General features: G+C 74.2%; 15 protein-coding genes. 9 read left to right on the top strand and 6 right to left on the bottom strand.

Annotation, left to right across the window (positions count from 1 at the left end):
- Positions 1-291 precede the first annotated feature (291 nt).
- Positions 292-762, bottom strand: coding sequence for a hypothetical protein (locus ACIGXE_RS16985; protein ID WP_399747989.1), 471 nt, complete (start codon positions 760-762; stop codon positions 292-294).
- A gap of 3 nt (positions 763-765) precedes the next feature.
- On the opposite strand from ACIGXE_RS16985, the gene ACIGXE_RS16980 reads away from it, so the two are divergent.
- From ACIGXE_RS16980 to ACIGXE_RS16970, 3 genes are all read left to right on the top strand, one after another.
- A complete protein-coding gene (locus ACIGXE_RS16980; protein WP_399747986.1) occupies positions 766-1,413 on the top strand; it encodes a class I SAM-dependent DNA methyltransferase in 648 nt (215 codons plus the stop codon).
- Positions 1,414-1,900: 487 nt separating this feature from the next.
- Positions 1,901-2,659: a type 1 glutamine amidotransferase gene (locus tag ACIGXE_RS16975; RefSeq protein ID WP_399747984.1), complete on the top strand. Its 759-nt coding sequence runs from the start codon at positions 1,901-1,903 to the stop codon at positions 2,657-2,659.
- A 61-nt stretch (positions 2,660-2,720) separates the two neighbouring features.
- Positions 2,721-3,161, top strand: coding sequence for an OsmC family protein (locus ACIGXE_RS16970; RefSeq protein ID WP_399747982.1), 441 nt, complete (start codon positions 2,721-2,723; stop codon positions 3,159-3,161).
- Positions 3,162-3,233: 72 nt separating this feature from the next.
- Here the strand turns inward: ACIGXE_RS16970 and ACIGXE_RS16965 are convergent, their stop codons facing one another.
- Positions 3,234-3,929: an RraA family protein gene (locus tag ACIGXE_RS16965; RefSeq protein ID WP_399747980.1), complete on the bottom strand. Its 696-nt coding sequence runs from the start codon at positions 3,927-3,929 to the stop codon at positions 3,234-3,236.
- Between the two features lie 176 nt (positions 3,930-4,105).
- On the opposite strand from ACIGXE_RS16965, the gene ACIGXE_RS16960 reads away from it, so the two are divergent.
- On the top strand, positions 4,106-4,876 hold the full coding sequence (locus ACIGXE_RS16960; protein ID WP_399747978.1) for a metallophosphoesterase: 771 nt from the start codon (positions 4,106-4,108) through the stop codon (positions 4,874-4,876).
- Positions 4,877-5,372: 496 nt separating this feature from the next.
- Here ACIGXE_RS16960 and ACIGXE_RS16955 read toward each other — a convergent pair whose 3' ends face one another.
- The gene (locus ACIGXE_RS16955; RefSeq protein WP_399747976.1) at positions 5,373-6,830 is read right to left on the bottom strand and encodes a carboxylesterase/lipase family protein; all 1,458 of its coding nucleotides are present in this window, start codon (positions 6,828-6,830) and stop codon (positions 5,373-5,375) included.
- Between the two features lie 1,306 nt (positions 6,831-8,136).
- Here ACIGXE_RS16955 and ACIGXE_RS16950 point away from each other — a divergent pair.
- Positions 8,137-8,511, top strand: coding sequence for a hypothetical protein (locus ACIGXE_RS16950; protein ID WP_399747974.1), 375 nt, complete (start codon positions 8,137-8,139; stop codon positions 8,509-8,511).
- Here ACIGXE_RS16950 and ACIGXE_RS16945 read toward each other — a convergent pair.
- The 3 genes from ACIGXE_RS16945 to ACIGXE_RS16935 all read right to left on the bottom strand — a co-directional run bounded on the left by ACIGXE_RS16945 (position 8,493) and on the right by ACIGXE_RS16935 (position 10,282).
- Positions 8,493-9,023, bottom strand: coding sequence for a GNAT family N-acetyltransferase (locus ACIGXE_RS16945; protein ID WP_399747972.1), 531 nt, complete (start codon positions 9,021-9,023; stop codon positions 8,493-8,495). The genes ACIGXE_RS16950 and ACIGXE_RS16945 overlap by 19 nt on opposite strands.
- Positions 9,024-9,187: 164 nt before the next feature.
- Positions 9,188-9,694: a DinB family protein gene (locus tag ACIGXE_RS16940; RefSeq protein ID WP_399747970.1), complete on the bottom strand. Its 507-nt coding sequence runs from the start codon at positions 9,692-9,694 to the stop codon at positions 9,188-9,190.
- A 225-nt stretch (positions 9,695-9,919) separates the two neighbouring features.
- Positions 9,920-10,282, bottom strand: coding sequence for a cupin domain-containing protein (locus ACIGXE_RS16935; RefSeq protein WP_399747969.1), 363 nt, complete (start codon positions 10,280-10,282; stop codon positions 9,920-9,922).
- Positions 10,283-10,569: 287 nt separating this feature from the next.
- On the opposite strand from ACIGXE_RS16935, the gene ACIGXE_RS16930 reads away from it, so the two are divergent.
- The 4 genes from ACIGXE_RS16930 to ACIGXE_RS16915 all read left to right on the top strand — a co-directional run bounded on the left by ACIGXE_RS16930 (position 10,570) and on the right by ACIGXE_RS16915 (position 13,778).
- On the top strand, positions 10,570-10,950 hold the full coding sequence (locus tag ACIGXE_RS16930; protein ID WP_399747967.1) for a VOC family protein: 381 nt from the start codon (positions 10,570-10,572) through the stop codon (positions 10,948-10,950).
- A gap of 331 nt (positions 10,951-11,281) precedes the next feature.
- The gene (locus ACIGXE_RS16925; RefSeq protein ID WP_399747965.1) at positions 11,282-11,662 is read left to right on the top strand and encodes an SPW repeat protein; all 381 of its coding nucleotides are present in this window, start codon (positions 11,282-11,284) and stop codon (positions 11,660-11,662) included.
- Between the two features lie 198 nt (positions 11,663-11,860).
- Positions 11,861-12,214, top strand: coding sequence for a DUF805 domain-containing protein (locus ACIGXE_RS16920; protein ID WP_399747963.1), 354 nt, complete (start codon positions 11,861-11,863; stop codon positions 12,212-12,214).
- 262 nt (positions 12,215-12,476) lie between these two features.
- Complete coding sequence (locus tag ACIGXE_RS16915; RefSeq protein WP_399747961.1) at positions 12,477-13,778, top strand: ATP-binding protein; 1,302 nt, start codon at positions 12,477-12,479, stop codon at positions 13,776-13,778.
- Positions 13,779-13,881 lie beyond the last annotated feature (103 nt).

Raw genomic sequence — 13,881 nt, 5'->3', positions numbered from 1 at the left:
TCACGGGGGCGGAACGGACGGCCTTTCACCCCGGACACATCACGTCCTCACCTCGCGGGGAGGAGCGCCCCCGGCGCGACCGCCGGGGGCGCGGCCGAGACGGCGGCCCGCGCCACCCTGAACGCGGCTGGGTCCGGCTCCGACCGGCTCGGTCCGGCCCACCTCGGTCCGGTGCGGCTCGGCCCGGTTCGGTCCGGTGCGGCTCACCCGGCTCGGTCCGGTGCGCTCCACCAGGCTCGGTCCGGTGCGGCTCCACCCGGCTCGGCGCGTAAGGGACGACGAACACGCCCCTCAGGGCCGTACGGCCACGGCCGCGACGCCCCGCTCCCGTAGGCCGCGGGCCAGCCGTTCCATCTCGGGCAGGGTGCCGGCGCGGTCTCCGCTCAGCACCCGCCGGGCCTCCTCCTTGGCGGCGACCGGATCGAGCCCTGGATGCTCGGCCCGCAGCACCCGCATCACGGCGACCACCGCCGTCCCAGGACCGGTCACTTCGAGCCGTGCCGGGCCGTGTTCGGCGAGGAGCTGGGCCCGGCGCTCGGGCGGCGGCGCCGCGGCGCCGCAGGAGGCCCACCCGCACCCGCAGGCGGAGCAGGAGAACTCGACGTCCCACCGCAGCCGGGCGCCGGTCAGGGCCTGGACGCCCTGGCAGACCAGCTCGGCGTCGCAGTCGGGACACGCAGCGGAATACGTGACGGACTCGAAGACGTCCGGATCCATGCCCACCCCCGAGAACCCGCACCACGCGTCCCCGTACTGTGTCACGTCATGATCGAGTCCGCACGCGCCGCCGCCACCCGCCGTTCCTACGACACCGTCGCCGTCTCCTATCAGCGTCTGCTCTCCGACCAGTTGGCGGCCGAGCCGCTCGACCGGGCGATGCTGGCCGCCTTCGCGGAGCAGGCGGGGGCCGGCGAGGGCGGCCCCGTGGCGGACCTGGGGTGCGGGACGGGACGGGTGGCGGGGCATCTGCGCGGGCTCGGCCTGGACGTGTTCGGGATCGACCTGTCGCCGGGAATGGTCGCCGTGGCCCGGGAGTCGTATCCGGAGGTGCGCTTCGAGGTCGGTTCGATGACGGCGCTCGACCTGCCCGACGGCTCCCTCGGCGGCGCGCTGTCCTGGTACTCGACGGTGCACATGCCGCCGGAGGAGCTCACGGTCGCGTTCACCGAGTGCCACCGGGTCCTCGCGCCGGGCCGCCCGCTGCTCGTGGTCTTCAAGGTGGGCGACGCGCGGGTCCGGCTGGAGCAGGCGTACGGGCACGAGGTGGACCTGGACGTCTACCGCTACCCGACGGAGCGCGTCGCGTCGCTGCTCGCCGAGGCCGGCTTCGTGGTGACCGCGCGCCTGGTGCGGGAGCCCGGTCCGGCCGAGGTGAGCCCGCAGGGCTTCCTCATGGCCCGCAGCGCGGCCTGATCCCACGCGCCGCGGGCCCGCGCGACGGCCCGGCCGCCGCACCCGCGCAGCTGGGTGCGGGACAGCCGGGCCCGCTGGCCGCCGCCGGCGATCAGCGCGTTGACGGACGCCGTCGGGTCGCCGCCCACCGTGCGGGCGAGCAGCGCGCCGACGACGACCGGCAGCAGCGCCACGGCGAGCGCCGAGCCGGTGGCGGTGGCGGTGGCCGTGACCTGCCGGAGGGGGCGGGGGCGCGTGGTGTCGTCGGTCATGACGACAGTTCATCAGCGGGCCGGGGCGCGGACATCGGGCGCCGTACTCAGTTCCCCTGGCCGTCGGTACTCAGTACCCGGGTGCTCAGGGCCCGTGGTGGCGCCACGGCCACCACCGTCACTCCCGGGCCGAACTGTCCGACAGGTTCCGCTGAAACGGTTCTTCGGCGACCCTCGGGGTGGTGACGCGCCGGCGCACCACCGTTGTTCCCTGACGCCCGGGAGGCCGTGAGCCCGTGACGAACCATTCCGCACCCGCTGTCCTGGTGGTCCAGCACGAGGCCGACGCCGGGCCCGGCCTCGTCGCCGAACGGCTGCGCACGGCCGGCGTCGACCCCCGGGTGTGCCACCCGTGGCAGGGCGAGGCGCTGCCCGCGTCCCTCGACGGCTGGGCGGGACTCCTCGTCCTGGGCGGCTCGCCCAACTGCGAGGACGACGGCGCCGCTCCATGGCTCCCCCAAGTCCGGGCGCTGATACGGGAGGCCGTCGACGCCCGCGTGCCGCTGCTCGGCATCTGTCTGGGCGCCCAGATCATGGCGCACGCGCTGGGCGGCGGGGTCGCGCCGCGCGCCGGCGGCCCCGAGCTCGGCGCCGTACCGCTGCGCCGGCTGCCCGCGGCCGACGGGGACCCGGTGCTCGGCGCGGTGCCCGAGGGCGCCCTGGCGGCGCAGTGGCACTGGGACGACATCGAGCGGCTGCCGCCCGGCGCCGTGCCTCTGCTCACCGGCGACCGCTGCCCCTACCAGGCCTTCCGGGTGGGCGCGCGGGCGTGGGGCGTGCAGTTCCACCCGGAGGCCCTGGCCGGCACGATCGCGGACTGGGCGGCGGCGGACGGGCCCCGGATCCGGGCGGAGGGCGGCGACCCGGACGCCGCCCTGGGCTCCGTCCGGGAGGCGGAACCGCTGCTGCGGACGGTGTGGGGGGCCATGGCCGAGGCGTGGGCCGGCGTCGTACGGGAAGGCGTGCCCGTGCGCATGCCGGTCGCACGGGAGTGATGGGATGGGCGTGCGTACGCGGCCGCGTGCGCACGCCGTCCCCTTGAGGAGCAGTGCCGCCATGGCCGACTACCGGATCGAGACCCTCCGCACCGGTTACCGCACCTGGACCGCCCGCAACGACCGGGGCGCGGAGGTACGGATCGCCGCCGAGGACGACGCGGACGCGCAGCCGTCGTTCACGCCGGTCGAGCTGCTCCTCGCGGCGATGGGCGGCTGCGGCGGCCTGGTGATCGACCGCACGGCGCGGGCCGTCGACCACGACGACCTGCGGATCGTGGTGGAGGGCGTCGCGGGTCCGGAGGACGACGGCCGGATCGGACGCATCAGGGTGAGCTACGAGTTCGAGCTGCCCGACAGCAATCCGCGGGCGGCGGACGTCTTCGCCCGCGGGGTCCGGCTCACGCACGAGAAGTACTGCACGGTGAGCCGCACGGTCGAGCACGGCGCGGAGGTCGAGGCGGTGCTGCCGGACGGGACGATCGGCTTCCGGGCCGGCTGAACGCCCCCTCGCCGCCCGCGCATCCCGGCCCCGCACCCTTCCCAGGCTCCGCGCCGCCGTCGACCGGAGCGCCTACTCCTCGATGGCGCCGCCGATCCGGCGCAGATGGCGCCGGAAGGTGTACTCCGGGTCCCGCGCGCGCAGTTCCAGGTACTCGTCGAAACGCGTCTGGTCGCGCAGGGTCTCCCCCGCCCTGATCCGCCGGGCCTGGTTCCGCTCGGTGCGGAAGATGCCCTCGGCGGTGTCGAGGACGGCGTCCGCGCGGTCGGCCGTGACGAAGAGGACGCCGTCGTCGTCGGCGAACACCACGTCGGCGGCGCTCACGACGTGCTCGCCGAACCGCGCCGTGCTCAACGCCTCGGGCCCGCGCGGGTCGAGGCGGACCGGACCGGGCGCGTGCGCCCCGTACGAGAAGACCGGCAACCCGATCTCGACCAGGTCGGGCGTGTCGCGGTGCAGTCCCCAGACGACCACGCCCGCGAGGCCGGCGGCCCCGGCCTCCAGGACGGCGAGATCGCCGACGCAGGCCTCGTCGCGGCGCCCCTCGTTGTCGATGACGAGCACGTCGCCGACGGCGGCGTGGGTGGCGAAGGCCTCCAGGAACACGTCGACGCTGCCGTAGTGGCGCACCGGGAGCACCCGCCCCGCGAGGCGCCGTCCGGGGAGCACCGGCAGGATGCCGGCGGGGGCGGCCCGCAGCGGTTCCCCGAGCCGTACGCAGGCGTCGGCGATCAACGGGGTGGAGAGCTCGGCGAACCGCTTGAGCATGGCTGTTCCCTTCGCACGGGGTGGGGCGGTCCGGATGCTATCCCTGTCGGAACGTCAGAAAAGGTCCAATCGGCGGCAGTTGGCCCGCGCGGGGGCGTCGGGGCCGCGATACGTTCCCTCGGACAGAGCGAGGAAGAACAGCAGCCGGCGGGAGCCGGGCGAAGGGGAGCCGGACCGTGATCGTGATCGCGCACCTCAGTGACATCCACATCGACGCCGCGCCGCGCAGCAGGCGGCGGGCGCGGGCGGCGATGGACTTCCTGGACTCGCTCGCGTACGACTTCGACGCGGTGGTCCTCACCGGTGACATCGCCGACAACGGCGCGGAGGCGGAGTACGCCTGGGTGAGGGAGAACCTCCTGAGCTCCCGCCACCCGGTGCTCGCCTGTCCGGGCAACCACGACCGGAGGGACATCTTCCGACGGGTCCTGCTCGGTACGGAGCCGCCCGCGCCGGGGGCGCCGGTGAACCAGGTGCTGCGCGGGGACGGCTTCGTCGTGGCCCTGTGCGACTCGTCGGTCCCGGGGAAGGACGAGGGCTTCCTGGAGGACGAGACGCTCGACTGGCTGGAGGCGGAACTGGCGCGGACGCCGCGGGACACCCCGGTGCTGATCGGCTTCCACCACCCGCCGACGACGCTCGGCATCCCGTTCGTGGACGGCATCCGCCAGTTCGGCGAGGAGCGGCTCGCGGCCCTGGTCCGCCGTCACCCCTCGGTCACCGCCCTGCTCTGCGGGCACACCCACACCGCCACCGCGACGACCTTCGCGGACCGCCCGGTCCGGGTGGCACCCGGCGTGGTGTCGATGTCCAAGCTGCCCTGGGAGCGGAGCGACGATCCGACGGACTACGTCTACCGCGACGAGATGGCGCCCTCCCTCGCCTTCCACCTGCTTACGGACGACGGGCGCCTGACGACCCACTACCGAAGCGTGCCGACCTCCTGAGGCTTCGCCTGACGCGTGACGCAGGCGTCGCCGACGTCGGGGGCGCCGTGGCGGAAGAACGGCACGACGGCGTCATGGGAGCCGGGTCGACGTGGCAGCGCCAGGTGCACGTGGTGGGCGCGGGCACGGCCGGGGCGGCGAGGTCGGCCTGACCCGGCGCGGGCGGCGGGGCGGCGCGGGCGTCCGGCTCCGGCCGGGGGCGGGGCGGCGGGGTCGGCCTGACCCGGCGCGGGCGGCGGGGCGGCGGGGTCGGCCTGACCCGGCGCGGGCGGCGGGGCGGCGCGGGCGTCCGGCTCCGGCCGGGGGCGGGGCGCACGATCGTCCCGCCGCAGCCCCGGCGGCGGGGCGCACGATCGTCCGGCCCCAGCCCGGGCGGCCGGGGCGGCGCGGTCGGCCGACCCCGCGTCGGGGCGGCGGGGGCGGCGCGGTCGGCCGGTCCGCGTCGGGGCGGCGGGGGCGGCGCGGTCGGCCGGTCCGCGTCGGGTGCGCCCGTGACTCAGTCGAGCCAGACCGCGCGTACCGCCCCCAGCGGGTCCTTCGCCGTCCGCGGCGTCTCGTCCCAGATCATCGCCGTCCGCGTGGCGGAGGTGTACGGCGGCCAGTCCGCGCCCGGATCCTGGTCGGTGACGAAGCCGACCCACGCGCGGTGGATCGCGTCGGCGAGCGCCTGGGGCGCCGTGCCCCCCGCGGCGGCCTCGACGCCTTCCGCGTCCAGGAGGTCGAAGGCGAAGGGCAGGTCGAGGCAGTGGTAGGCCTGGCCGTTGACGCCCGAGGCCCACTCGAACTGGTAGAGCCAGGTGGGCCGTTCGCGCTCCGCGCGGGCGTCCGCGACGGCGAGGGACGGGGCGCGGAAGGTCACGTCCGTGAGCGCCTGGCCGAAGAGGCCCGAGGGGTCGGCGTCCGCGTACGCCGCCGCGAAGGCGGCGGCGCGGTCACCGGTGAGGCCGAGCCCGCCCAGCAGGACCGGCAGCGGCGGGCCGTCCGGCGCGTCGGCCGGCGAGGGGATCATGTTGAACTCGTGGGCGGTGAAGCCCAGCATCAGCGGCACTCCGGCCCCCGCGTCGCCCGTCGTGAGCGCGTCCAGGACGGGCTCGGGGATCAGCTCGCCGTCGGCGAAGGGCACGAGGGACAGCATCGGCGGCAGCCCTTCGCGGTCCGGCCCGGGCTCCCCGAGCCGGTCCTGGAGATCGAGGAGTTCGTCGTCGCTCAGACCCTGGAGCGCGGCGGCCGTGGCGGGCAGGCCCGTGCGGGCGGTGAACAGGCGCGAGACCGCACGCGCGACCTCGGGGCCGTCGGGCCGCATCACGGCGCCGGACACGGAGAGGGCACCGCGGAACAGACCGCGGGCCGAGGGCACGGCCATGAGGGTCTGCACGGCGCCGCCGCCCGCGGACTGTCCGGCGACGGTCACCTTCGCGGGGTCGCCGCCGAAGCGGGCGATGTTGTCCCTGACCCACTCCAGCGCGGCGATCCAGTCCCTCACGCCCCGGTTGTCGGGCGCGTCGTCGAGGTGGAGGAAGCCCTCTATGCCGAGCCGGTAGCCGAGCGACACCAGGACCACGCCGTCGCGGTTGAACGCGGCACCGTCGTACCACGGGCTGGCCGCCGAGCCGGCGACGTAACCGCCGCCGTGGATCCAGACGAGCACCGGCAGGCCGGCCTCCGGGTCGGGCTCCGGCGTGAAGACGTTGAGATTGAGCACGCCCTCGCCCGGGATCGACGGCTCGGGGATGGTGGTGACCTCGGCGAACGGACGGCGCTGGGCGGTCGGCCCGTACGCGGTGGCGTCCAGCGGCTCGGTCCACGGCTCCGGCGGGACGGGGGCGGCGAACCGGAGGGGGCCGACCGGCGGCTCGGCGTACGGGATGCCGAGGAAGCGGCAGCTTCCGTCGGCGCGCCGTTCACCGCGGACCGGGCCGCGGGTCGTGGTGACGAGGGGGGTCTCCGGGGACATGGGCGTGCCTTCCTGGCGGGGCCGGTGCGGCGGCGTCTGGTGCTCAGAGCAGAGTGACACGTGTAACCTACCCCTGTCACGTCTCCTCGCCCAGTCGGTCAGGCGTCCGGCCGGGCGGCGAGGCGGGGAGGGGCATGGCCAGGGCGCGACCGGGCCGCGGAAAAGGCGGCGCGGCGGGGCGGCGCGCCCGGGGCGGCAACCCGGCGCGGAGGGGGCGCGGCCTCGGCGGCGCCGGACGCAGCTCGGAGAGCGCGGCCTCGGCCTGGGCGGCGACGGAGGCGACGGAGGCGGCGCCGGAGCATGCACGGCCTGAGCGCGGGGAAGCGGCGCGGAAGGCGCGGCCTGGGCGGCGCGGAGGAGGCTCAACCTGGGCAGCGCGGAGCGGCGCGGAACGCGCCCGACCTGGGCGGCGCCGAGGGGGCTCGACCTGGGCTGCGCGGATGCGACGCGGCATGAGCGCGCGGAGAGGGCTCGGCCTGGGCAGCGCGGAAGGCGCGCGGCCTGGTCAGCGCAAAGGGGGCTCGCCTGGGCGGCGGCGTAGGCGGCGCACAGGGCGGCACGGCCTGGGCAGCGCGAAGAGGACTCGGTCACCGCGGCGATCCAGGCGGCGCGCAGGGCGGCTCGACCTGAGCGGCGCAAAGAGGACTCGGTCACGCGGCGACGCAGGCGGCGCGCAGGGCGGCACAGCCTGAGCGGCGCGGAGGCGACGCGGCATGAGCAGCGCAAAGGAGGCTCGCCTGGGCGGCGGCGTAGGCGGCGCGCAGGGCGGCTCGGCCTGGGCAGCTCGAAGGGGGCTCGGTGTCGGCGGCGCGCAGGGCGGCTCGACCTGAGCGGCGCGAAGAGGACGGGGTCACGCGGCGACCCAGACGGCGCGCAGGGCGGCTCGACCTGAGCGGCGCGAAGAGGACGGGGTCACCGCGGCGCCCCAGGCGGCGCGCAGGGCGGCACGGCCTGAGCGGTGCGAAGGGGGCTCGGTCTCGGCGGCGACGCAGGCAGCGCGGGCCGGGCGGAGGGGCACGGCCTGAGCGGCGCGGAGGCGGGGCGGCCGGGCTGCGCCCCCGGCGCGTCTCGGTCGGCGGGGGGTGCTCGCGGGCGTACGGCGGCCGCGCGGTCGAAGCACGGCTCCTCGCGGCACGACCGGCGGCGCGCCCGGCGGGCTGCCGCCGCGTCGCGGTCGGCGGCGGTACTCGCGAGCGTTCGGCGGGCGCAGGGGCGAGGAGCGCGGCTCCTCGGGGGCGGGACCGGCGGCGCGCCCGGCGGGGTGCCGCATCGGTTCGTCTCCGCGCGGGCGGGGAAGGGAGGCGGTGTGAAGCTGAGTCCCGACGCGGCGCTGGGCGTCCTCGTGGTCCTGTCCGGCGCCGCGCTCATGGCGGCCGGCGCACTCTGGAAGGGGCGCGCGGTCCGTCCGCTCGCACCCCGCCGGGCGCGGGCCCTCGCCTGGCAGGCGTACCTGCGGGCCCTCACCCGCTCCGCCGAGTTGGCGATCGCCTCGGCGCGGAACGCGGCGGGGCGCGGCGAGCCGGCGATCGTCACGGTCGAGGACGTCGTACGGCTCGCGCACGAGCGGTTCGGCTACGAGGAGGTCGTCCGCGACCACGCCGCCGCGGCGCTGCGGAACGCGTACGAGCGCGGCGGGTGCGCGGCCGACACGGTGACCGACGCCTACAGTTCGATCCAGTAGCGCCGCTTGAGCCCGATCTCGGTCTGGCGGACGTCCTCCAGGACTCCCCCGTTGCGCTCGATGGTGCGCGCCGAGGCGGTGTTGGTGTCGTCGCACGTGAGCAGGACGCGGCCCAGGCCGAGGGCGCGGGCCTCCGGCAGGACGGCGCCGAGCGCCCAGGTGGCGAGGCCGCGGCGGCGGGCCGAAGGGCGGACGCTGTAGCCGATGTTGCCGCCGGCCCGCAGCAGGAAGTCGTTGAGTTCGTGGCGCAGGTCGATGGCGCCGAGGTACGTGTCGCCCTCGACGATCCACCAGTGGGTGGCGTGGACCCGGCCCTCGGGCACGGGCCGGCTCCGGTCGGACTGGTCGCGCAGGCGGCCGACCCAGGAGGCGAAGACCTCGGGGATGGCGAAGGCGCTGTCGGACGCCAGCCACAGACCGACGCCGTCCTGGCTGCTGCCCGGAGGCCATTCGGCATGGGCCTCAAGCCAGGAGGCGTGAAATCGCTCGGTGGGGGTGATCAGCTGCGGCATGCGGCGACGATACAGCGCCTGCCGGGTGCCCTTCGGGTCACACCGGCTCATGGATGCGCGTGCCAGGCGCCGGAGTCCGGCACGATCCGAGAGGACCGCCCCCGACGCCGCGGCCGGTGCGCGGGCACCGAAGTCCGCCCCGGTGGCGGGGCGTCAGCGCCCCCTCACTCCCCCGTGCTGCCGTCGATCCGCTCGCGGAGCAGGTCCGCGTGCCCGTTGTGGCGCGCGTACTCCTCGATCATGTGGGCCAGCACGTACCGCAGCGCATACGTCTCCCCGTCCAGACTCCCCGTCACGTCGAGGGAGGGCGCGGCCGCGACGATCGCCCGGGCGCGGGCGCATTCCTCCCGCCAGACGGCGAAGCCCTCGTCCACGTCGGCGTCGTCCACGTCGAAGTCGGCCCAGTCGGTGGAGCCGGGCGGGGTCCAGCGGCTACGGCTCCCCTCACCGTTGATCACGTTCCGGAACCAGCCGCGCTCGACCTCGGCCAGATGCCGCACCAGCCCGAGCAGGGAGAGCCCGGAGGGGCTGACGGCCCGGCTCTTCAGCTGCTCGGCGGTGAGGCCGGCGCACTTCATCTCCAGCGTGTCGCGCTGGAACTGGAGCATGGCGGTGAGCGTGGCGCGCTCGTCGGCGGTACGGGGCGGCTGGATCCGATGATCTTGAGTCATGCCCGCATCGTGCCGGAAGGCGCCGGCGTGTGACCGATGATTTCACCGGTCGGACGACGGGTGCCCGCCCGCTGGACCGGATGCCGGCCAGGGCCCGACGGCGTCCGAGGGCGCCGGCGGAGTGCATGACGGCAGCGTGAACGCCGGGCGGCCCGTGCCGTGTCCGGTGCCTGACGCCGGGCGCCGGGCGTCAGACGTCAAACGCCCGGCGCCCGGCGTCCCGCCTCACTGCTTCGCATAGTCGACGAAACCGACCCAGTCCAGGGCCACGCAGGGTTCGTCGCCCTCCACCCAGGCGTCATGTCCCGGCTGGATCTCGTAGAACTGACCAGGCGTCAGGTCGGCGGAGTCGCCGTCGTTCATGACCACTTTCATCCGACCGCTGACCACGTATCCGACGTGGTGCGCCATGCAACTGTCGGTGCCCGCTATCGGCTTCACGTGCTGCGACCACTTCCAGCCCGGTTCGAACACGGCGCGGCCCACCGCCCCGCTCTCCGTGGTGAGCAGGTCGAGCCGGCCCATTCCTTCCTCGAAGGGACGGACCTCGTCCGCGGAGTCGAAGCTCCTGGAAACGATTCCGGTCATCGTCCGCCTCCCGGCGGTAGGTACCCGACCCCCGAGTCCACTTCCAGGCTACGCCGGGCGGCCGGGCCGCACCTGGCCGTAAAACGCGTTGCCCATGAAGATCACCACGAGTTAAGTTGATCGTATGACTGCCGGGTCGGCCATGGGCCGTGATCGAGAGAGGCGCCCGGCCGTGGCGTGAGCGCCCCCGGTCGGTGGGCGCGGGGTCCGCCGTGGCCGTCCGTCCCGTACCGCACGTACGGGAGAGGAGGAACACACCAGCGCCTGCCCTGCGAAAGGACCCACCCGTGGCCGTCGAGCTCAATCACACCGTCGTTCTCTCCCGTGACAAGCGGGTCTCCGCCGAGTTCCTGGCCGAGGTGCTCGGCCTGGAGGTCGGCGCCCCCTTCGGACCGTTCCTGCCGGTGGACACCGGCAACGGCGTCACCCTGGACTACTACGACGCGGGAGACGCCCCGTTCACCCCCACCCACTACGCCTTCCTCGTCCCTGACGAGGAGTTCGGGACGATGATCGAGCGTCTGGAGCGGATGCGGGTGACGTACTACGCCGATCCGCAGCACACCGAGCCGGGCCGGATCAACCGCCTGTTCGGTGGCCGTGGCGCGTACTTCGCCGATCCCTCGGGCCACAACATGGAGATCATCACCCGGCCGTACTCGCGGTGACGCGTCCGGCCCGGGCGTCCCGGCGGCGTCCCGGGCCGAGCCCTCTCCCCGGCCCCGTGCATATCGATGCGGGGCCGCGTACGGCCTTTCTCTGAACTTTTGTTGAAACGCCGCCCGGAATTGGCGATTCCGCGCATATCGGGAGGGGGTTTTCTGTGCACATCCCTTATCGGACACATCTACACATAAAGGCCAGATAAGCGCACAATGAAACCGCGGCACCGATGCCGCAAACGTGGTCGGACGTGCAGGACGCCAGAAGGAGGCGAGTCGTATGGCCGACGTCTCTCACCGTCCCGGCGATATCAGGGGACACCCGGACGCAGGAGAAATGCGGGAACGTTATGCCCGTGTGCTCCAGACCCGAGGTGTCGCGGCGGTCGAGGAACTGGTGATCCTCGCCGGAATCTACGCCGCGGTCTCCGCATGGACGGTCCACTTCTCCGCCGCGAAGCCGGAGCTCGCCATCAGCAACCTGATCGTCGGCCTCGCTCTCGCCGGCCTCGGTCTGTGCATGTCGATGGCTCCGGAACGGTCCCAGGACCTGAACTTCGTGGTGCTGCTGATGGGTGTGTGGCTGATCGTCTCTCCGTGGGTGGTCTCCCGGGACGCCGGCACCGGCGCGATCCTCAGCAATGTCATCACCGGCGCCTGCGTCTGCCTCTTCGCCCTCACGGCGGGCGGACTGCTCATGACCAAGAGAAGGACGTGACAACTGATCCGCTCCCCGGAACGGCGTCGTCTCCTCGCACGAGGAGGCGACGCCGTTCACTTCTGTCCCGCCCATGTCTGTGAACGGCCACTGCCAGGTAACGAATTGACCCACGCCGTTTCAGCCACATAAGTTCTGCGTAAGCCTTGCTCCACAGGGACAGGCTCCCGCTCTCAACCCAGTCCTTGGGGGGACAAAGTGAACTGGTACCTCGAAGCCTTCAAGAAGTACGCGGTGTTCAGCGGCCGGTCGCGCCGCAAGGAATTCTGGATGTTCTTCCTGTTCAACCTGATCGCGTCGATCATCCTGTCCGTCATCGACGGCGCCCTGGGCATTCAGCTGCTCAGCCTGATCTACGCGCTCGCCACGCTCATCCCGAACCTCGCGATCTCGGTGCGCCGTCTGCACGACACCGGCCGCTCCGGCTGGTGGATCCTCATCGGTCTGATCCCGCTGGTCGGCTTCATCGTGCTCCTGGTGTTCTACTGCACCGAGGGCGACCAGGCGCAGAACGAGCACGGCCCGAACCCGAAGCTGGCCGGCGCCTACTAAAGGCCGCAGCCGCCCACCCAGCGGCTCGTCCAGGTTGCACGACCAAGCTGTTTCGACGAAGCCCCCGGAAGCTCCGCCTTCCGGGGGCTTCGCCCGTTCCCGGCCTGCCCGAGGGGGCAGGAAGCGCGCGTCGCCGCATAGAGCCGGTCCGGCGCAATCGCCGCCCACCGCTTGTGCAGGGTGGCGGAGGACCCGCCCCGGCCGCCCCGCCTAGCGTCGCCGACACCAGGCGCGACAGTACGAACGAGGGGCGGTACCACCGGTGAACTGGCTCATCCACGACTACCGCGAGAGCGATCTCGCAGCGGTCGTCCACCTGATCGACACGACGGCCGAGCTGGGCCAGGAGTCGGTCTTCTCGCTCGCCGAGTGCATCGGCGCCCTCACCTCCCGCCAGCCGGCCGTCGTCGCCGTCCACCAGGGCGTGCCCATCGGCGCCGCGCTCGCCTGCGTCGCCGGCGAGCGGGCCTGGGTGATGCGGATCGCCATCTCCTCGGCGTGGCGCGGCCGGGGTCTGGCCAGCGCCCTGCTGGTGGAGCTGGAGCGACGGCTGGTCGCGGCGCGGGTGGCGCGGATCGCCTACGTCCTGCCCGAGGAGGAACTCCTCGGCGAGGGGCTGCTGAACGCCGGCTACACGCGGCAGCCAGCCGTCGCCTACTTCGAGAAGGTCGAGCCGCTGCACGGCCCCGCCGCCAACCTCCTCGACGACCTCGGCGGGCGGGTGCTGCCCACCGACCTGTGGGCCAAGGTGGCCGGCATGGAACGGGAGAAGGACCTGATCGAACGGCGGGTCGTGCTGCCGCTCGCCGAGCCCGAGCGCGCCGCGCGCCACGGAGTGCGGCCGCCGCGGGCCATCGGCCTGTTCGGCCCGCCCGGCACCGGCAAGACGACCTTCGCGCGGGCCATCGCCTCGCGGCTCGGCTGGCCGTTCGTGGAGATCCTGCCGTCCCGACTGGCCGACGAGGGCAATCTGGCGGCGGCGTTGCGCACCGCGTTCGCCAGGATCGCCGAACTCGACCGGGTCCTGGTCTTCATCGACGAGGTCGAGGAGATCGCTCCCGTGCGCACCGAACCCGTACAGCCCGGTGGGATGCACGGTGTGACGAACGAACTGCTGAAGCTGATCCCGGGGTTCAGGGAGCGCGACGAGCGGCTGCTGGTGTGTGCCACGAACTCCATCCGTTCCCTCGACCCGGCGTTCCTGCGCCCCGGCCGCTTCGACTACCTCATCCCGATCGGTACGCCGGACAAGGCGGCGCGGGCCGCGATCTGGGCGCGCTACACCGACGCGCGCGCGGAGGTCGACGTGGACGCGCTGGTCGCCGCGAGCGACCTGTTCACACCGGCGGACATCGAGCACGCGGCCCGGATCGCCGCGCAGAACTCCTTCGAGCGCGACCTCGTGGCGGTCGGCGCCCGCGTCGAGGGCGGGCCCGGCGCGGCGACCGCGCCCGGCGCGACGACGGCGGACTACCTGGACGCGATCGGACAGTGCCGGCCGACCGTGACCGCGGAGATGATCGAGCAGTTCGAGTCGGACATCACGACGCACGCGCGGTTCTGAGCGTCCGTCCATGGACGCCTCGCCCGGCCGGGCGTCCGGCCGGGCGTCCGCCGCGCGCCTATCCTGGTCGCGATCGTGGTGGGGCGACGCAGGAGGCGGGCGG

The organism is Streptomyces sp. NPDC053431, assembly GCF_044544925.1.
Classification (GTDB): Bacteria; Actinomycetota; Actinomycetes; order Streptomycetales; family Streptomycetaceae; genus Streptomyces.
Note: the sequence above shows the minus strand (reverse complement) of the source record. Positions and strands in the feature narration are given on the sequence as shown.